The 17,942-nt window shown below is 45.6% G+C and carries 19 protein-coding genes; 3 read left to right on the top strand and 16 right to left on the bottom strand.

The genetic code is table 11. The annotated features are described in order from the left end of the window. Nucleotides 1-39: 39 nt before the first annotated feature. The 3 genes from QWZ05_RS00095 (at nt 40) to QWZ05_RS00085 (ending at nt 2,253) form a co-directional block, all read left to right on the top strand. Complete coding sequence (locus tag QWZ05_RS00095) at nt 40-468, top strand: VOC family protein (protein WP_290295813.1); 429 nt, start codon at nt 40-42, stop codon at nt 466-468. A gap of 176 nt (nt 469-644) precedes the next feature. Continuing rightward, nucleotides 645-1,799: an MFS transporter gene (locus QWZ05_RS00090; protein WP_290295811.1), complete on the top strand. Its 1,155-nt coding sequence runs from the start codon at nt 645-647 to the stop codon at nt 1,797-1,799. A 61-nt stretch (nt 1,800-1,860) separates the two neighbouring features. Further along, entirely contained in the window at nt 1,861-2,253 is a 393-nt protein-coding gene (locus QWZ05_RS00085; RefSeq protein ID WP_264875925.1) for a ribosome recycling factor family protein, read from the top strand. A gap of 51 nt (nt 2,254-2,304) precedes the next feature. On the opposite strand, the gene QWZ05_RS00080 is transcribed toward QWZ05_RS00085, so the two are convergent. The 16 genes from QWZ05_RS00080 to gmtY form a co-directional block, all read right to left on the bottom strand. Then, a complete protein-coding gene (locus tag QWZ05_RS00080; protein WP_290295809.1) occupies nt 2,305-3,567 on the bottom strand; it encodes a hydroxymethylglutaryl-CoA reductase in 1,263 nt (420 codons plus the stop codon). A gap of 303 nt (nt 3,568-3,870) precedes the next feature. Next, nucleotides 3,871-4,785, bottom strand: coding sequence for an amino acid ABC transporter permease (locus QWZ05_RS00075; protein ID WP_390216820.1), 915 nt, complete (start codon nt 4,783-4,785; stop codon nt 3,871-3,873). Between the two features lie 20 nt (nt 4,786-4,805). After that, a complete protein-coding gene (locus QWZ05_RS00070) occupies nt 4,806-5,657 on the bottom strand; it encodes a transporter substrate-binding domain-containing protein (RefSeq protein ID WP_264875927.1) in 852 nt (283 codons plus the stop codon). Between the two features lie 20 nt (nt 5,658-5,677). Continuing rightward, nucleotides 5,678-6,472, bottom strand: coding sequence for an amino acid ABC transporter permease (locus tag QWZ05_RS00065; protein ID WP_264875928.1), 795 nt, complete (start codon nt 6,470-6,472; stop codon nt 5,678-5,680). 1 nt (nt 6,473) lies between these two features. Further along, nucleotides 6,474-7,187 carry an amino acid ABC transporter ATP-binding protein gene (locus QWZ05_RS00060; RefSeq protein WP_290295805.1) on the bottom strand — a complete coding sequence of 238 codons (714 nt, stop codon included), beginning with the start codon at nt 7,185-7,187 and terminating at the stop codon, nt 6,474-6,476. Between the two features lie 314 nt (nt 7,188-7,501). Further along, on the bottom strand, nt 7,502-7,708 hold the full coding sequence (locus QWZ05_RS00055; RefSeq protein ID WP_264875930.1) for a hypothetical protein: 207 nt from the start codon (nt 7,706-7,708) through the stop codon (nt 7,502-7,504). A gap of 148 nt (nt 7,709-7,856) precedes the next feature. After that, nucleotides 7,857-8,627, bottom strand: a complete 771-nt coding sequence (locus tag QWZ05_RS00050) for a sulfite exporter TauE/SafE family protein (RefSeq protein ID WP_264875931.1) — start codon at nt 8,625-8,627, stop codon at nt 7,857-7,859. A 31-nt stretch (nt 8,628-8,658) separates the two neighbouring features. Continuing rightward, the gene (locus QWZ05_RS00045; protein WP_290295802.1) at nt 8,659-8,952 is read right to left on the bottom strand and encodes a hypothetical protein; all 294 of its coding nucleotides are present in this window, start codon (nt 8,950-8,952) and stop codon (nt 8,659-8,661) included. A 223-nt stretch (nt 8,953-9,175) separates the two neighbouring features. Continuing rightward, nucleotides 9,176-9,721 carry a hypothetical protein gene (locus QWZ05_RS00040; RefSeq protein WP_290295800.1) on the bottom strand — a complete coding sequence of 182 codons (546 nt, stop codon included), beginning with the start codon at nt 9,719-9,721 and terminating at the stop codon, nt 9,176-9,178. Continuing rightward, nucleotides 9,703-10,356 (bottom strand): AbiV family abortive infection protein, encoded by a 654-nt coding sequence (locus QWZ05_RS00035; protein WP_290295798.1) that lies wholly within the window; start codon nt 10,354-10,356, stop codon nt 9,703-9,705. Before QWZ05_RS00035 ends, QWZ05_RS00040 begins: the two co-directional genes overlap by 19 nt. Nucleotides 10,357-10,438: 82 nt before the next feature. Further along, nucleotides 10,439-12,607 (bottom strand): AAA family ATPase, encoded by a 2,169-nt coding sequence (locus QWZ05_RS00030; protein ID WP_290295796.1) that lies wholly within the window; start codon nt 12,605-12,607, stop codon nt 10,439-10,441. After that, nucleotides 12,604-13,041 carry a VPA1267 family protein gene (locus QWZ05_RS00025; protein ID WP_290295794.1) on the bottom strand — a complete coding sequence of 146 codons (438 nt, stop codon included), beginning with the start codon at nt 13,039-13,041 and terminating at the stop codon, nt 12,604-12,606. The genes QWZ05_RS00030 and QWZ05_RS00025 overlap by 4 nt, the downstream gene beginning before the upstream one ends. Then, entirely contained in the window at nt 13,041-13,718 is a 678-nt protein-coding gene (gene gmtX / locus QWZ05_RS00020; RefSeq protein ID WP_290295792.1) for a gamma-mobile-trio protein GmtX, read from the bottom strand. Before gmtX ends, QWZ05_RS00025 begins: the two co-directional genes overlap by 1 nt. Next, nucleotides 13,718-16,024 carry a gamma-mobile-trio integrase GmtZ gene (gene gmtZ / locus QWZ05_RS00015; RefSeq protein ID WP_290295790.1) on the bottom strand — a complete coding sequence of 769 codons (2,307 nt, stop codon included), beginning with the start codon at nt 16,022-16,024 and terminating at the stop codon, nt 13,718-13,720. The genes gmtX and gmtZ overlap by 1 nt, the downstream gene beginning before the upstream one ends. Nucleotides 16,025-16,103: 79 nt before the next feature. Then, on the bottom strand, nt 16,104-16,373 hold the full coding sequence (locus QWZ05_RS00010; protein WP_290295788.1) for a VPA1269 family protein: 270 nt from the start codon (nt 16,371-16,373) through the stop codon (nt 16,104-16,106). Then, nucleotides 16,373-17,830: a gamma-mobile-trio recombinase GmtY gene (gene gmtY / locus QWZ05_RS00005; RefSeq protein WP_290295786.1), complete on the bottom strand. Its 1,458-nt coding sequence runs from the start codon at nt 17,828-17,830 to the stop codon at nt 16,373-16,375. Before gmtY ends, QWZ05_RS00010 begins: the two co-directional genes overlap by 1 nt. Nucleotides 17,831-17,942 lie beyond the last annotated feature (112 nt).

Below are 17,942 nucleotides of genomic sequence, written 5' to 3'. Positions count from 1 at the left end.
CAACAAAAAACACATATCGTTATCGAGAGGGAATGAAGGATGACCAAACTAGAGCATGCAAATATCACCGTACCAAGCATTGATGCCGCCGTTGATTTTTTGAAAATCGTCGCCCCAGACTTTGAAGTGAGGGCAGACAATGAGCCCGAAGATAGCTATCGATGGGCACATGTGGGGAACAACGAAAACTACCTCGCACTTCAAGAGCCACAACTGGATCAAACCGCCAAAGACAACCGTCGCCCCTATTATGATATCGGCATTAACCATCTGGCATTAGTCGTCACCGACGTTGAGCAAATTAAACAAAACCTTCTCGATAAAGGCTATCGCATGAATGGTCAAATTGCCGATGAGACGAGTCGCAAGCGGGTTTACTTCTGGGATAATGCCGGATTTGAATGGGAGCTCGTTGAATACTTTACCAATGATCCTAAACTGAGATATCGCTACGACAACGTCGCATAGTACGCCCTCTCTAGCAGTCAAAAGCACAGCTAGCCTAGTCGCTAGCTGTGCTTTTTTGTCGATAAAAATTCTTTGTCGTAAAGAGAAAAAACAATCGTTTTACCCTAACAGTTATTTCCCCCATATTCGCGCCCTAAATCAACGAACCAATCACTCAATTTTAGGAGCGCATCATCATGAACTCGACTTTGGCCGTAGCAAAACCACGCATCACAGTGCCGGTTATTGCCCTGTTTTTATACGCCGTAGCCTCGGGTTATTTGATGAGTATTATCCCACTCGCGTTGCCACAATATGGCCTTGAAAGCTCACTCGCGAGTTGGCTGGCGAGTGCGTTTTACGCTGGTTTATTAGTCGGTGCCATGATGATGGAACCGATGGTCAACCGCATTGGTCACCGAGTCGCCTTTATTGCCTCTCTCGTTGTATTTATTTTCACCATTGCTGTGCTGGTTGCCCTGCCTCACGCCGCCGTTTGGTTGGCAGCGCGTTTCTTGGCAGGTATCGCGGTTGCAGGTGTGTTTGTTACCGTAGAGTCTTGGCTGTTACATGGTGACGAAGCGGGTCGCGCGAAACGACTCGGCCTGTACATGGGGTCGCTATATGGCGGCGCAGCACTGGGGCAACTCGGTATCGGCATCATTGGTATTGAAGGCATGCTACCTGTCGCGACTATCTTAGGCTTGCTACTTTTGGCTGTGGTTAGCCTAATGTTTGGTGAATCAGATCAACCGGATGCAGGGCATAGTGACAGCTTAAGCCTAAAACAGATCTCTAAACTTAACCAAGCAGCGCTTATCGGCTGCATCGTTTCGGGGCAAACCCTAGGGGCAATCTATGGCCTGATGCCACTTGAACTCTCTAATCGTGGCATTGCTCGAGAAGAAGTTGGCAGTTTAATGGCGTTGATCATTCTTGGTGGAATGGCTGTACAACCTATGGTGTCTTGGCTATCAAAGTACCTAGGCCGCACATTACTAATGGCCATGTTCTCACTACTGGGCGTAGGGGCATTAGCCATGACGTTTTTGCAGGGTGATATCGCTACGCTAGCCGTTAACTTGTTTTTGTTGGGTATGGCGACATTCGCTCTCTACCCAATCGCTATTAACCTAGCCTGTGACAAACTCGATACACGCTATATTGTTTCAGCAACGCAAGTCATGCTGTTCAGTTACAGTATTGGTTCCGTGCTTGGCCCTGTGATTGCTGATCGTTCAATGGGACAAAACCATGGCTTAATGAGCTATCTGTTCTTGTCACTATTAGCAACTTGCATCTACATGCTGTTGATGAGTGTGAAAGCACGCCGCGAAGTGATGATGTCTTGAAGTAAAACGCTTATCACTCTAACCTAGGCTACAAATACTTCCGTATCTTGTAGCCTTTTTCATGCCCGACTCACTTATCACCGTCTCTCTGCCCTCTCTTTTGCACCGACTTGAGCGTACTCAAGTTGAACTCGCAAAGCAGTTGAGTCAGGAGTATCACTGCACATTGAAACGGGTCAGGCGCTCGCGCAATTGGCAGCTTATTGGGGCCGCGCCCAATCTCTTAAACTTTGTTGAAGCATTTAGGCATTACGCTATCAATGAGCGTTGTTTTCTATGCCGAAAAGTCGACGATGTGCTCAGTCAGCACCAAGATAAGCTTGAGCCCCTAGAGGCCAAACTGATACGGTTGCTAAAAGAGAGCCCTGAAATGACTCTGCATCAGCTCATGAGTCAAACGCGATGCTCAATTACTCAAGCAAGACACGCGCGATTCAAAATTGAAGACGAGTGAACACTGATCGCAGTTCAGAAGCTGCGATTCGCACAATATAAAGATCGCTTACTAGTCGCGAGCCAGTTTATGGTGAGCGCGTGAGAAATGGCCCGCACAAAAAGCACCGACAATAGAGAGCTCACCCGCGAGACATAGCGCTGCCACTACCTCTGCCAACGCTTGCGATTGACCATTACCATGTAAGCCCATCATTTCAAGACAGGCTTTTTGTGTAGGTAAGCCTGTCCCACCACCCACTGTGCCTACCATGATATTTGGCAACGTGACACTCGCATAAAGACCACCATCACGGTTGATCTCTAAACGAGTCATCCCCACCGCCGATTCAGCAACACATGCAGCATCTTGACCGCAAGCAATATACAGCGCGGCGAGTGCATTAGCATAATGACCATTAATACCAATAGTGCCACTCAACGTGCCGCCTACCGTTGTCATCTGTGCAAATTGCATCATCTTCTCTGGGGTAGTGTGGAGGTATTTTTCAACTAGCTCAGCAGGAATGTTAGCTTCGGCTGTCACCTTTTTACCGCGCACGCTACGCAGCGTTTGGGCTGTGGCTTTTTTATCGCCGGACAAATTACCATCTAGGAACGCGAACTCCGGCTCAATGGGTGAGTTATGCATGATAAATTCAAACACCGCATTGGTGGCAATGGTGACCATATTCTGCCCAGAAGCATCACCTGTCAGATACTCGAATACCAGGTAAACGTGGTTGCCTTCAATATTGATATTGATGTCTTTAAGTTTGCCATGTGACGTGGTTGATTCTGCGATTTGCTTAAACTGGGCATATTGCGTCACTGCCCACGCAACAAACTGCCCTGCTTCTGCAAGATTGTAAAACGCGAAACCCGGCGTACGAGTCACTCCCTCATTAAGCAGCATGGCGCTTGCCCCACCAGCTGCAGTAAGCAACTGTGAGCCTCGGTGATAAGAAGCCACCAGCGCCGCTTCCGTTGTTGCTAACGGAACGAGATAATCGCCTTCAGCAAAAAGTCCATTTACACGCAGTGGCCCTGCAACGCCTACTGGCACATTAACCGTACCGATAAAGTACTCAATGTTCTTGTTGTAGAGTTCTGCCTGCTCACAGGTCACATCATCTAGCAGCAAAGTTTGCCACTCAGGGTTATCAATTTTACTCCAACGACGCTCTAGGTTCTTATCACTAATGTAAGGGCTAGGTGTCAGGCGCTTTTGCGGTCTTCCAAAGCGAGGCGCAAGCTTTTGTTGGAGTGTTTCAGGACTCATTTCATTGGCTAGTGCAGAAGCATGGTCACGTCGATGTAAATTGATTTTTGGCATAAGTGGTTCGTTATGTTTGGGGACAAAACAATTAAGAGCGCTGATTCTACCGCCTCACCTATTAGATACAACCCCCCTTCTATACCAGGTTACAATTTCAAAGGTGCCTGTCCTAGTATGACCTATGCACCCAAAGCCAAACTCCAAGTCATGCCTGTCCTCGTTTGATACAACCCCCTTAAAACGGTGCCTGTCCCAATAAGTCCTTGTTCGAGTAAGTGATAGCTGTGCCTGTCCTTATAAAAATATAACAAAGGCTATACTGCTTGAAAAAGAAAGAGCCGCGATGGCGGCTCTTGAGGGTTAACGGGAGAGGTGTCGTAGACTCCGCTTTTCCACCTTCTTAAACAGCAATGATAAACCAAAGCAGAGTAAGAAATAAACCAAGCCGACAATCAGCCAGATTTCAAAAATGAGGCCGGATGAATTAGCGATCTCTGTTCCTGCGAATGTCATTTCTTGAATGGAAATGAGCGAGACTATCGAGGTGTCTTTAACCAGAGAAATTGCCTGACCTGCCAACGCAGGAGTAATACTCGCCAGCACTTGGGGTGCGATAACATAACGATATTTAGTCCAAAACGACAAGCCTAACGAATCGGCCGCCTCCCACTGACCTTTGGGAACAGCTATCAAACCAGAGCGCACGACTTCTGCGACATACGCCGATGATAGCAAGCCAACGCACAAGACACCGGACAACAAGTTTTCCCACAGGTTTACAGGGCCAAACAAGAATAGCTGTAACACATTGGGCTCTGCTCGATTTCCGCGTAGCATTTCTTCTAGCCCAAGCAGCGGAATCAACTGATTAGAGATAAAGAAGTAGAAAATAAAGATGAACACTAATGGTGGATTGTTTCTTACTAACTGCACAAACAGGTTAGCAGGGATACGAACCAGCATGACCTTGCTATGGCGAGCAATGCCTAGTATTGTACCAAGCACTAATGCCAACAGTATTCCCCACAAACTCAACCTCAGCGTTGCCACCAAGCCTTGAAAAAAATACGGTAAACTGCCATCTGCTCTAGGCGTAAATATCAAATCAACCGCTTTCTCCCACTGCCAGTGATAATTTACACCAACAGAGGAGCGGTAATATAGCCAAGCCACAACGGCACCAAGCACCAATAACAAACCCCAATCTAATTTATTTAGGCGCTTGCTTGATGATTGATGCTGCTCTGGCTGGTTTAAAGTACGACTTCTTTCCACAAAATCACTATCATTATTGTCTACTGACCAGAGGCAACTTGATCTTGCCAATCAAGCGTCGAGAACCAGAATTCATAGCGCTCTTTGAGCCATCCATCGGCTGTGCGTGCAGCAATCCACTCATTAAAGAATGCCGCTTTATCCTCTTCACCTAAACGTACGGCAAAAGCTTCATTACCCTGAGCAAGACGCTCAGTAAATGGAATAAACAGCTTATCTGCGTGCTTAACCGCTTCATGCTCTGGTTTCGGGCTAGATGCTATCACTGCGTGAGCATTACCGTTTAACACTTCTTGGAACGCTTGGGCTTCATCATCAAATTGAAGAAGTTTCGCTTTTGGAAAGGTTTCGCGTGCAACTTGCACCGGTGTTGCACCGCGACGAACCGCAATGCTAATACGGCGTGAATCATAATCACTCAGCTCAGTCATATCCCCCGCCAAAGATTTGCTAGCGGCGACTTGAATGCCTGAGTGAGAGTATGGGTCAGAGAAAAGAACACTCTTTGAACGCTCTTCCGTGATCGATAGGCCACCGATAATCACGTCAAATTTTTGTGCCAACAGTGCTGGTATAATTCCATCCCAAGCAGTTGGTACAAACTCCACCTGCCAGCCCGAATCTTGAGCAAGACGCTTTGCAACATCAATCTCAAAACCAATAAGTTCACCCTGTTTATCACGCATTGCCCACGGAACAAACGTCGACATACCCACTCGCAATGTACCTCGCTCATTGATTTGATCAAGGTTTGGGGTATCTGCAGCAAACGAAGGTAAGCTAACCGCTAACCCGAGTAGCGCAGTTATTGAAGCTTTAAAGCCTTTTTTTCCTAGCAAACGGAACATTGAGCCTAGTCCTTTATTTTTCATTGTTTTCTCCTTAAGGGAAGTTATTGAGTGCGCCATTGCGCGCCCAATTTGTGTTCGAGTAACGCCGATAAGCCTGACAACGTTAAGGTCAACATGAGATAGATTGCTGCGACAGTAAACCAGATCTCGAAAGGCATTGCTGTTTCTGAAACAATATTGCGCCCTTCTGTCGTTAAGTCGAAAATTGCCATAACGCTGACGATCGAGGAGTTCTTGATCAGTGATACCACCTCATTCGTCATTGGTGGCAAAGTCCGTTGAAGCAGCTGAGGGAATATCACATCAAGGTAAGTATAAAACGGCGATAAACCGAGAGTTTTCGATGCTTCAAACTGCCCCTTATCAATACTATTTAAACCTCCGCGGAATATTTCTGCTGTATAAGCCCCTTGGAATAAAGAGAGTGCTAACACCGCGGTATAAAAGCGGTCTAAGCCTATAACGGGGCCGAAAACGAAGTAGAGTAGATAGATTTGCACCAGTAATGGGGTATTACGAATGATCTCGATATACGCACTCGCAATAGTTCGACCGACAATTGAGTTCGACAATTTTAGAAGCGCGGTAGTTAAACCAAAAATCAGAGTAAAGAGTAAGCTCATCGCAGAGATCTTAATCGTCACCCACAACCCTTCCATAAGCTCAGCGGGCCACCACTCTCCGTCTTCATAAAAGAAGAGATAATCTGGTACACGCTCCCACTGCCATCGATAGCCCATGGCTTGTGCACCAGAGTCCAACACCCAGCTTAACGCTATGACCAAGAGGATAATCTGTAGAATGGCGGATAGAACAGGTTTAAATAGCCTCTGCATATTAGTGACTCAAAATCTGATTCAAGAACTGCTGAGTGCGTTGATGCTTAGGGTTAGAAAACAACTCTTCTGGCGTTGCGACTTCCAGGATCTCACCTTCATCCATAAAGATAACGCGATCTGCTACCTTGCGAGCAAAACCCATTTCATGAGTCACACACATCATGGTGATACCGTCTTGCGCTAAGTCAATCATGACATCAAGCACTTCTTGAATGGTTTCAGGGTCTAGTGCGGATGTTGGCTCATCAAACAACAGCACCTCAGGCTGCATACATAGTGAGCGTGCGATAGCCACTCGCTGTTGTTGCCCGCCAGAAAGCTGCACAGGATATTTATCCGCCTGCTCACTGATATTTACACGCTGAAGATAATGACGAGCGCGCTCTTGCGCTTCTTGTTTAGAGAGTTTGAGGGTTCTGATCGGGGCTAAGGTTAAATTTTCCATTACGGTCAGATGAGGGAACAAATTAAAGTGCTGGAACACCATCCCCACTTTACCCGTTAAGTCTTGCTCAAGATAAGGTAAGACAGAAATCTCACCACTAGAGATAGCTTCAAGCCCATTGACGGTGCGAATCAAGGTCGACTTACCGGAACCAGAGGGACCACATACGACCAGGATTTCTCCTTTTGCCACTGACAAGTTGACGTTTTTCAAAGCCTGGTAACTGCCATACCATTTATTGATGTTGTTGAACTCTATTGCGTTCATTTTCATTCTTTAGTTATTACGCCTAGATGACTCCTATCATAACAAGCCATACACACCTTAGGGGTATTTATTTTAACAAGATGTGAATAGCTGCCGTGCTTGGCCAAGAAACACACAACTTCACTAATGGCACTAATGGCACTAATGGCACTAATGGGACAGCCACCATAAATTCTCTATCAAGAAAAGAACCCTCTAGCTAGGCCGAACTTAATGGGACAGGCATAATTACGTTATCTAAACTGGGACAGGCATGATAATTAGCAGGCAATAAAAAGGGCCAACTTCTTGGAGAAATTAGCCCTGACGGGTACTTATAGCTGTGAGTGCTCATCTTGATCCTCACTGCGCTTGGATTGGTAACGCTCTGTCCAATAGAGAGTTGCACTCGCGATGAAAGCAATGATTGAGAATGTAAACAGTGCCTTGAGGTCTAAGACCCATGCGAATGTAGCCGCTAAAAACGCAATGAACGATATCATGCGGCTGCTTGTCATCACTTGACCTAGTTTCTTATTCATAACCCCTCCTACCTATGGAAAAGACCAATAAAAGGGAGCGATAGGCTCTACTTTAGGGCTAACTTCAGTGTCCTTAAGGCCACATTCAATATGCCATAAATCACCAAAAAATTGGCTAAATTATCCTCAAAACTTGTGAAAGCGTGATCTAGATATACACGTCATAAAAGAAGTAAACAGTTAAGGCGATACTGAACAAAGCGACGAAATTTTTAACATAGCTTTGCTTAATATTCCTAGAGATTCTCGCAGCACAGTAGCCACCAAGCAAAGTACCGACCATGACGACACTTCCCCGCTGCCAGTCGATCGCGCCTTCATAAACAAAGATGACGATGGCGATCAAAGAGACGCAAGAAGATATTAGCAATTTAAGCCCGTTCATCTGGTTGATGTCGCTGTACCCTGCGATCACCAGATAGCTCAAGACAATAACTCCTAAGCCAGCATTGAAAAAACCGCCATAGGCAGAAACTCCGATCAAGCAAAGGCCAATCAATCCACTAGACCATACCGCACTTGATTTGTTACTACCGGTTAATTGCCCCAAAAGCTGTGTAATCTTGGCTCCAAAAATAAACAGTAGGGTTGCAAATAGTAGTAACCAGGGTATTGCAGTAAGAAACTGTTGCTCATCGACTGTGAGGAGCAGATAGGCACCCAATGCGCCTCCAATGAGACTGCCGATTATTGTGAAAGCGAGTTGACGTGCATTTTGTGCAATGTCTTGACGAAAGCCTACTGCACCACTGATGTAGCCAGCGCACGAAGCATAGGTATTCGTCGCATTAGCTTGTATGGGAGGCACGCCTGCCATCATCAATGCAGGAAAGGTGATGAAACTACCGCCACCGGCGATGCTATTGAGAATGCCTCCTGCAAAACCAGCAAGAAACAGAAGAATCCATTCCAAAATCAATCCTTGATTCGTTGGGGTGTATTGATCAGCACTACTGCATGATATCAAGAGCCACTTCTTTCCAGTCCTCAAGAGTCTCTCGATAGTGATGGGCCTGCTTGTCTGTCGCAATATTCACCAGCTGGACAAAATAGAGGTCCATCACCTGCCGATTATGCTCAAGCTTACGATTCAACTCGCTACTGTAAAAGCGCTCAGGGTCAGTTAACACACTGTTTAGTTTGCGTTCCAGAGTAACAGTATCTGCTCGCTGTGCAAGCATCTCTTTGATCTGTAAGCGAACTTGAGTTTGATAGCTCACCCAATCATTGACCGTAATTTCCATTTCACTCGTCCAAAGCTGGATAAGTACCTCTTGCTCTTTAGTTAAATCCCCCAACGAAATGGAGTATACAGTAAAAATCGTGTCTATTTGCGAGTGAGTGAGTGGAAGACCATTACTGACAATGCTCTTCCCATAGGTGACAAACGTACACACTATGTATAATAGTGTGTACGCACTTCAATCCCTCAAGGATTAAAGAGCCGATAACATTTCACACTTTCTATTAATCTGTGGTGACTGAATAGTCACCTTTCCCCTCGTTGTAATCATAATGAATCTCAGTAGGGTAATCTTCAGATGCAATTTCAAGTATTTCGATAATGGTAGTAACTGGGATTTTATATACATATTTATGGCGCTCAAAATCAGAGCAAGTATAGACGCCTCCCCAGTTGCGATCTTTATCTCTGTAGGCATACAAAGCACTGCCATGTACTAATTGGTTTGCAATAAACTGGACTGTCTTTGTAAGCTTATCTTCTTTAGATAGGTCATACAGTTCATCAATGTCCCAGAAGTTCAAGCTATTGACAGGTTTGATACATTTAGAACCGTAGACATTAAATTGTTTACTCGTTGTGCGCGAGGAAAGCTTATTTGCTTCAGTAAGCTTTCGAACCATAAATAACGATATAATTACATCTTTTTCGAAGTTGACTTGCCGCTTCTCGGTATATCTTAGCGGTTTAGAAACGGGTTTAAACCTTCTGGCATAAGCAGCTAAGTCTTCCTTCCAGTAACGAGACTCAATCACAATTTCTTCTTCCACTCCTCATACCAACGCTTACCCTTCAAGCCACTCTCAAACGGCCATGCCAAAACTCTATCGAACAAGGGGCCTTGCGTTATCAAATCCATATCAGGAATATCCCAATACATGTCATTTAGAGCAATTTTCTCATTTATATCCCTAAACTCACCAACCATAAGTGAAATAAATTGCTTTGCATCATTCTCAGAGGTCACTTTTATAGGTATAGACACTCTGCTATCAACATCGACTTTACCTTTAATCCTGCTTAAGCCAACGTAAGTTGCCTTTTGCTTCTTTACTTCAATCTCTTTCTCTTCAATCTTCTTTACAAACTTCGGTGAAAACTCAAATAAATCACGACTTATAAAATGAGTTTGCTTTTTGGGGTGATTGAAAAGTAACTTTAACCACTGTTGTTCAATGTCTTCAGGCATGAACCCTTCATTCGTTAGTGCTGTGTAATAATAGTGTTCAACCCAACTAGCTTTTGAAAACTCTTCCAGTGAAAGTACCGCTAACTGAAAACTGGATGGATATGAACCATGTTCGAATAGTAATATTGAGTCATTTAAGAGTCTGAGAGCATTGTGTAAAGACTCTACCGCTATTTTCTCAAACTTGTACTTGCTCAATCCGTCTAATTTTTCCATTGATAACTTTAGTTCCCCTAAATATTAAGCCATTATGTACAAGACCAGAATTGCAGTAAACGCAAGTCTGCACAATAAAACTTCAGCATTGTAATAGTTCTTTCAGGTAGCTATTCCGCTTATGAGAGTGACTAGGTGCCTTGGTGATCTGCTTCATGTCATCACTACTACCAACGATATGGATTTCACTTTCCGCTCTAGTGATTGCCGTATAGAACCATGCTCTATCCACTATTCTTCCGTTTTGCAGAGCGATGATGATGCGTGGAAACTGTGATCCTTGAGCTTTATGTAGAGTGATTGCGTAACCCAACTCCATGCAGTCGAGAACGGATTGTGTTATCTCGACCTTTTCACCTGTATCTAGCGTCACTTCACCATAACTGTCACCAGAAGGTTTGGTACTGGTTAGTGTGCCAAGTGAGCCGTTCTGAATGCCTTTATCGTAATGATTCTGCGTGAATAACACCGCATCATTGAGGCTAAGTGGCAGAAAGAACTTGTTACCATTGATTTCGAACTCAAGGCTGGCGCTATCTGGGTTAACGGCTTGCTGGGTGAGCTTATTGATTTCTGATACGAGTGCCTTGGTTGGAGCCATGACACGACTGCTATCAGGGAACTCTTGATAAAGCTCGCAACAGACTTTGGCAATGTCTGTTTTACTGGTTTCGTGAAAGTGTATTGCACCTGAGCTTAATTGTTCAGGCATCACTCCTTGATTGATGAGTTTTGAGTATTCGGGGATACCCGTTGAACCTTCTTGCCGTTTGACGATATCCAGCATCGTATTCGCCACCGTTTTTGCTTCAACGATGTCTTCCAATACCTTGCCACAACCTATTGGTGGGAGTTGGTCAGGGTCGCCACTGAATATCAATCGTACAGAGGGGTGAATGTGATTTACTAGGCGATACATAGTTGGCAGGTCAATCATGCTCGCTTCATCAATCACTAATAGATGATTTGTTTTCTCGACACTGGGTTCAATAGGTTCTTCACGCAGCAATTTGGCAATGGTTGAGGTAACAAAACCGATGGACTCATGAAGTCTCATTGCAGCACGACCGCTGAGCGCAACGGCGTGTATTTCAAATCCAAGTTGATGATATGTCCTGAGAGCCGTCCTGAGTACCGTTGTTTTGCCTGTTCCTGCACCACCCGTAATGCAGCTTACCGAATTATCCAGACACGTTGTGACGGCTTCGATTTGTTTAGGGGTTAATTCGTAGGGAAGCTCCGCAGCCGCAGAGCAATACGCAGCATTGGCGTTTTCATCAAACAAGTTATTTCGCTTAATCAGTGTTTTTAAGCGCTTGGCAACAACACTTTCCATCAGAAGTTGCGCTGTTGGATGGTAGGCTCCTGTGTCGGGATTTAAAACATACTGAGCTTTATCATGACCTGATTTGAACGCCTGAGTGACCAGTGTTTTGTCTCTTAATAGCTTGTTGAGGTAAGGGCGCACATTGGCATGAGTGGTATAGGTGTGACCTTTTTCAATCTCCTTGCGAATCGCCATTTCCAGAGCAGCGCTGAGCCTTCTTGGGTCATCCTTCGCAACATCGCTCTTAAAATCCGTTAACTTGATAATGTCTTCAATGGCACTGAACGAAAGACCAAAGCCCATTAAAGCATAAGGATTATCCTTGATAACATCGATGGAGGCTTCACCGTGATGCTTGAGTAGTCGTTGCTGCACACTGGCAGGGATGTTGTACTCGCTCATCCAGTTGCAATGAGCCAGATTTTTATATTTGGCGTACCCCTTAAAGAGCGCTTCCACTGAATCTTCACTCAAAATCGATGTCAGACGCTTTCTGGACTCTGGGGTGTCATTTCTCAGTGTGGCATGGAAGTCTTTACCCAAGAGCTGCCAGAGCGCTCTAGCTTTGCTTTCGCCAATACCCTTGAAGTCACTTTCTCTGGCGATAAATCGTATCAGTTGCTCACCTGTTTCGGGTAAAGTGCATTCAATATGCTTGGGTGATTCATACGTGTGCTGCTGCATTACATAATCACCCATCTCCATATTTTCTATCTGTCGAGCACCTCTGACTGACCAATGCTGACCCAGCGTTGGAAGTACAGGGATGCTATCGGGGTCGGCTTTGATGGTGACGTAATACTTCCCACTATTGGTTTTGTAAGAGTCTTTCGCCAGCGGTACACCGCTGAATATCACCATCTTGGTCGAGTGATAAGGGATACTGGTGACACGCATTTGGTCTTCATGCAAAGCGGTATTCATCGTGGCATCAACCCCATTTCGGATAAGGTTTCAGATAGCTCACCAAAGCGCTCAAGTCGCTTTTCAAGCTCCTTGACCTTGGCTTTCAACTCGATGTTTTCAGCCTCTAATGATGACACCCGCTTTGAATCGAGCAGCTTTCGATTTGCTGTGTTGTCGTAGGCTTGAGGTTTGCCCTCATTCTTCTTGGCAGCGGCGGTCAACGGTGGCAGGACACCTTTACTGCGCAGCTCATCTTCTAAGGCTTTGAGTGCTTTCTTGAGGGCAGGATTTTGGTTTAACGCCGATTTGCCACAACCAATACCCTTTGCCACTTCAATACGGTTAAGCTGACCTCTGAACACGATTTGTTTAAAGTCATCGTCCGTCTGTGTGGCTTTCCAGACCTCAAATGCCTCAAGGTTTTGCTGTGCTTTTTGCTGCCCACTTGCCATTAGTCATCTACCTCACCCAATAGCTTGCGAAGCCCTGTGACAAAGCCTCTAGGGAATACTTCGCTGTTGTATTCCATGTCTTTTACTTGACCCGCCTGAGTAGTTTGCCAGTCGTTCTTTTCCATGCATTCATCAGAAATGACATACGCTAAGGCTTTTTTCTCTGATTCGGTGAGTACGCCTGATAGGGATGGCAGCACTTCGACGCTTGGCTCTGCGGTGGTATCAAACTGGCGCACAGGGCGCTTGTCGATAGTGATATTGGCGTGTTGCTTGAGCAAATTGACCTCTTTGCGGTAGCGGTTACGCTCGGCAATGATTTGACCAAACAAGGCGCGTACCGCAGGGTCTGGGATGCGCTCTAACAGCTTATTATCCGCAGGGATGGATTTAGACCGTGAGGTGTTGGATAGCGGCTTTTTGGTACTGGTATTGCACTTTGCCGCCCACGCTTCGATGAGTGTTCGGTAGTGCTTATTACGGGTAGCACGCAAAGCTTCATACGCCAATCCGCCATTTTCAGCAGACACCCGACCAATTTGCGTGATGGAGAAATCACGCTGACCTGATTCTGCATAGGCTTTCAGCGTGTCATTGAGCTTATCGAGGTTTTGCTGCGTGCGAGGCACTTTGCCTTCTTTTAAGTCAGCCAAAATAACATCAATATCGAGTTCCATTAGTCCTCCAATAAGTTCGGTAGTGCTATGCCATCTAGATTAATGGCTTTATTAGTCAGTGCATGAATACCCTGAGAGAGCAGCTTGTTATCGGTCAGGTATTCTTCCGCTTCGATGTGGTTCGCCACCTTGCGGTAGCCTTCGAGCTTATCGTCAGGGTCAGCAATTTTCGCCATTTGGCGCAGCATGGCATTGGCGGCTATGAGTTGTTGTTTGTCGTCCATTTCCATGAAAATCGGCTCGAAGCCTTTTTTCATTAGCACACGACTGAGTTGCATCGAGCGCTTTTGAATAGCAGGGGTTTTACGCAGTTCGTCCTGTAAATCAGGAAAGAATTCTGCATCATCACAAAGCAGTGATAGATGCAGTAACTCAGAGTCGGTTTCGATAAACTTTAAGGCATGGCTGACATCTTGCTCATAGCCAACCGCAATCAGTTTATCTTTGCTGTCATCTTCATTTCTGGTCTCTTCAACACGAATGATTTTCTGAATAAGTTCAAAGCACGCAATCCAGTCTTTGGCGTATTCATCGGCTTCAACTTGCTGCTTTTCATAGCGGCGCTGTAGGGCTTGCAGCTCATAGTGCTTGGTAAACGGTTTGCCTTGCTCTTCACAAAAGAACTGCTCGTCTTTTAGGGCTTCCAGCTCACCTTCAATTTCCACAGATAGGTTCGCAGCCTGATGTGCTTTGTAGCTCAGTTGGTTGAAGTGGGCATTGAGCGCAGGCAGGTATCGAGCTTCGGTAATAAACCAGCGGCAGCGAATACAGTTTTCAGGGCCGTGAGGCACACTGCCGTAAATGCGGTGGGTAGCAGCTTTTACATCATTAATCAACTTACCACCGTTCCAGCAACCACCAAGGGTACTGACTTCATCCGATTTCACGGTGTTACCGCCTACCAGACACATACCGCACGAGCGTTCTTCCCAGCCAACCGGATTACGATTAACCAGTGCCGCCTGAATGCTGTCATCGTTGTGATACACCATCTTGCATTGAATTTGCTCCAATGAGGCATCTTTAAGGAAGTTGCGCACCGATTGTTTGGATTTTGCGTCTAGCTCTCCATGCGCTTCATCCATTTTTTCAGCCATTACTGATGGGGTAATCTTGTTGTAGTAGATGGTCATCAATAGACGCGTATGCCCTGCTAATAGTTTAGAGATTACAGGTAATGGCAGTTGGGTGTCCATCGTATAGGCAGTGATGAGTGAGACTCGCAAGCTGTGCAATGGAAAGCTAGTTTTGTAACGTCGCGACTTAGGTATATCCTCTGGATACTCGGAAACTAACCTCAATCTTCCCCCGCCATCGAGACTATCACCATGTTCAGCCAATTGATTTTCTAGAGCGAAGAGGAGTTGATACCAGAAAGAGTCTAGCGCATCGTCCCTAATGGGTTTAGTTCTATCATCCCCCCTTGCCGAGGCCTCTCTAAATAGAAATGAAATTTCCCCCATACTTTCCAGTTGTGCTTTCGATTTTTTCTTATCAGTGTGCTTGGTAAGTAATGTGGTGCAGTCGGTTGGTTTATCAATTGGGTTGTACTTTTCTTGCCAATTGCGTAATTTCTCTATCCAGTACAATACTTCATTATTTTGCCACGGAATGATGTAACCACGCTCTAGTTCGTCCTTGTTTTGGTCGGCGGTCTTATTGGTATTGATATACAAGCCTGTTGAATACAGCCCTGTCATGGTGTCGTGAATTCGGCGGAATATGCCTTTACTAAATGGGCGCTTTTCACTGCCAAGTGCAAAGTCATTTTTAGTGTTAAGTACCCATTGAGCGTTTTCGTAGCGCCACGTATCGGCTTCACCGCTATCTAGCATCCGCACCTGATAGGTACGCAGTGGCAGATGGAGCTTCATGAAAACCACCATCGCTTTGACGGGTGACCAGATTTGGTGAAGGATGATTTTATTGCCTTTGCGAGTTGTTTTTATAGTACGCCATACACAGTCGGGGTCGGTTTTATCAATCAGTTCTGGTTCAACTTCAAACCAATCGCCATCATTACCTGATAGACGTTGACCTGTCTGCTGTTGCGCCCATGTCCAGTGTTTGAAATTACGATAGTGATAAGTGGGAAGCAGGGTTTCACCTTGCTTGAGGTTTTGTTCAATGACGGTGAGTTCGTCTTTATCAGGTAGCGGACAGAGGATTTGGCGCAAATTATGAATGTAGCGATACGGCAGGGGGGTACGTACAGTTTCTGTTAGTGATTCCTGTCGTTTGATTTTGCTCAGCGGGTTTTCAACCAATGACACTAACTCGCCATTGTCATCCTCTTCAGAAAACACCTTTTGGACAACAAAGTCAATAAAGTCACAGGAGATGTTTACTCCTGATTGGATACTTTAGGAGAGTTTTGTGTTTCTCTTAACAACGTCTCCAGCTCTTCACTAGAACATTGGTGTCCTCGGTGTCCCTTAAAAATAATGATATGTCGCCTATCGCATAGCTTGCGCGCTCTCTAATATAGGATTCGAAGAAGCGAGCCAAAGCAAATTGTTTAGTGTCAATCGATGTGGTTTGTGCGGCCATCCACTCGGCTGCCAACTCCTGCCATTGTTGCCACTCAGCACCAAGTGTGGTGAGCATCCAAGAGAAGGATGAATCCGATGAACGTCCGTCATTTTTTCTCGCCATTATTTACCTCTCAATTTAGGATGCTTGCCTGTGAAATAGCCCTGCGGGTCGACGTCATCAAACCCATGCTCAACGAGTGCTTTCCAGTCGAGCGCTTTGACTTTGGATTCAGGGTTTGCCAGTTGCAACGTCGCTTGGGTCAGTTCATCAGAGATTTCCTGCTGGCCTTTGCCTGTGTAGGGGATTTGTGAGTCTAGGGACTTATGGTGCATACAGCGTCGAATTACCAACGGGTTCAATCCTGAACGTTCTAATCGTCTGCCGTAATTATGTCGATGCCCATGTGGATCTAAGCCTTCTGCCTTGCTCGGCTCTAAACCAATGCGCTTCAAGCCGTTGGCGTAGTTATCATGGAAGGCGTTGATGGTGTAAGGGTTGCCGATAGCGCTATGATGAAACGAAATAAACGCATAAGGGTGATGACAGTCGATGCTGGCTCGGTACTTTTGGTAGTTTTTCCAAAGTGACATAAACACTTTGCCATAGTCAGTTGGAAACCATTGAACCTGTATGTAGTTGTCTTTGTGGTCAACCACACGGTTCTTCCAACCAAGATGAGCTGTGCCTTTCATGCGCTGACGAGGGATGCGAGCATATTGCTCCTTTAGATATGCTTCTCTGTTTGGTGTACCAGAACGACTTCGCCAACCATCAGGGGCTTTGCCATCTGTTTCGTTGTAAATTCGAACGATAGCACTATCTGGCTCATAGGGATCTTCAAACACGTCTGTCACCCAAAGCGTTAAAGCTTCACTTTCGCGTAACCCGCCACCGTGCATTAGAAGGAGTATTAACTTGTCCCTGAGTGCCACTCGTGGGTCGCTCGCGCCACCGATGCCATTTATATAAAAATCTTCCCAATGCTTTTCAGGAAAGGCGATGGCGTCATCTTCGGTTTTGGTGAGCGGCGTGCGTCCTTTAATGGTTCGCGCCTTACGGATGGTTTTGTTCACAGTCTTATCTTCGATATGACCAAGGAAATCATTTTGGTTTTTGCGATACCATGCAGCGTAATTCAATCGCTGCTCATGCGGGGTAGCATCACGCAAGGGGTTCATGGACGCAGTACCTTGCTTTTCTGCCAACCAGTCGGTAAATGCCGTCAGTCGATGAATATGCTTATTCACGTTACTGGTTGAACTTGGCACCCAATATAAACCAGAGGGGTCAATCCCATCCTCACCAATGGTTCCTGTATATAAACGTTTAGAGAAGGTCTGGAAGAGTAACTTCGGATCGTCGAACAACCCTCTATTTGCTTCCATATAATCCAACAACAAAGATACCGCTTGAAGAAAGCCATTCATCACTGAATTGCTCACTCCGTCAGCTTCTAATTTGAGTAGGTAATCTGTCACCGTGCTCAACTCGCCTTGCTCAGTTAGCAAGATAGGCAGTTGGCTTTTGATGCCCGTATTGTCCTCTACAATCGTCGCTCTGACTTTTACTGATGACAAGCTATGCTTTCCTTATACACAGTGTACACAATATTTACTATATACCCATATAATTAGTTGTGCAATAAAAAGGCAGATTTCTCTGCCTTAATACACAATATACACCCTTTAA

It is taken from the genome of Vibrio agarivorans, assembly GCF_030409635.1.
GTDB lineage: Bacteria > Pseudomonadota > Gammaproteobacteria > Enterobacterales > Vibrionaceae > Vibrio > Vibrio agarivorans.
The sequence above is the reverse complement of the archived record's forward strand: the minus strand, read 5'-3'. Positions and strand labels throughout refer to the sequence as shown.

Coding starts and splice junctions, on each gene's coding strand:
- QWZ05_RS00065 (WP_264875928.1), bottom strand. CDS start 6,472: ATGCAGAGGCTATTTAAACCTGTTCTATCCGCCATTCTACAGATTATC.
- QWZ05_RS00090 (WP_290295811.1), top strand. CDS start 645: ATGAACTCGACTTTGGCCGTAGCAAAACCACGCATCACAGTGCCGGTT.
- QWZ05_RS00070 (WP_264875927.1), bottom strand. CDS start 5,657: ATGAAAAATAAAGGACTAGGCTCAATGTTCCGTTTGCTAGGAAAAAAA.
- gmtX (WP_290295792.1), bottom strand. CDS start 13,718: ATGGAACTCGATATTGATGTTATTTTGGCTGACTTAAAAGAAGGCAAA.
- QWZ05_RS00060 (WP_290295805.1), bottom strand. CDS start 7,187: ATGAACGCAATAGAGTTCAACAACATCAATAAATGGTATGGCAGTTAC.
- QWZ05_RS00035 (WP_290295798.1), bottom strand. CDS start 10,356: ATGGAAAAATTAGACGGATTGAGCAAGTACAAGTTTGAGAAAATAGCG.
- QWZ05_RS00025 (WP_290295794.1), bottom strand. CDS start 13,041: ATGGCAAGTGGGCAGCAAAAAGCACAGCAAAACCTTGAGGCATTTGAG.
- QWZ05_RS00010 (WP_290295788.1), bottom strand. CDS start 16,373: ATGGCGAGAAAAAATGACGGACGTTCATCGGATTCATCCTTCTCTTGG.
- QWZ05_RS00095 (WP_290295813.1), top strand. CDS start 40: ATGACCAAACTAGAGCATGCAAATATCACCGTACCAAGCATTGATGCC.
- QWZ05_RS00080 (WP_290295809.1), bottom strand. CDS start 3,567: ATGCCAAAAATCAATTTACATCGACGTGACCATGCTTCTGCACTAGCC.
- QWZ05_RS00085 (WP_264875925.1), top strand. CDS start 1,861: ATGCCCGACTCACTTATCACCGTCTCTCTGCCCTCTCTTTTGCACCGA.
- QWZ05_RS00030 (WP_290295796.1), bottom strand. CDS start 12,607: ATGAATACCGCTTTGCATGAAGACCAAATGCGTGTCACCAGTATCCCT.
- QWZ05_RS00045 (WP_290295802.1), bottom strand. CDS start 8,952: ATGGAAATTACGGTCAATGATTGGGTGAGCTATCAAACTCAAGTTCGC.
- QWZ05_RS00055 (WP_264875930.1), bottom strand. CDS start 7,708: ATGAATAAGAAACTAGGTCAAGTGATGACAAGCAGCCGCATGATATCG.